This window comes from Caballeronia sp. LjRoot29, from assembly GCF_964252755.1.
Lineage (GTDB): Bacteria > Pseudomonadota > Gammaproteobacteria > Burkholderiales > Burkholderiaceae > Caballeronia.
Window position 1 is genome coordinate 1 of record NZ_CAXUPU020000106.1, and the last position, 391, is coordinate 391.

1 protein-coding gene is annotated in these 391 nt (G+C 59.6%); it reads left to right on the forward strand.

What is annotated here, in order from left to right; translation table 11 throughout:
- Positions 1–56 precede the first annotated feature (56 nt).
- A partial coding sequence (locus ACSQ83_RS35955) for an IS4/Tn5 family transposase DNA-binding protein (RefSeq protein ID WP_436231382.1) occupies positions 57–391 on the forward strand: 335 nt, incomplete at its 3' end.

Consider the following 391-nt stretch of genomic DNA (forward strand, 5'->3'; position numbering starts at 1 on the left):
AGCCACAAGGGGGTTGTTAACTGTGCGGATTTCGCGTTTACTCTCGGATTTTCAGCATGAAGATCCGAGACGACGCAGGAGCATGGGTGGACGAGGAATTTGAGACGCTGGATTTGGGTGATCCACGGCGAGACCGGCGCGCGAAGGAACTGCTCAAACGGTTCGCCAGCCGGCCCACGGCCAGCATTCCGGGCGCGTGCGAAGGCTGGTCAGAGACGATCGCTGCATATCGCTTTCTGGGCAATGAGCACATCGACTGGCGCCACATGATGCAGCCGCATTGGGACCGTACCACGGCACGCATGGGGCAGTTGCCGGTGGTGCTGTGCATTGCCGATACGACAGAGCTGAACTTTAACGGTCAGGATATCGAAGGGGCTGGCCCGCTCTG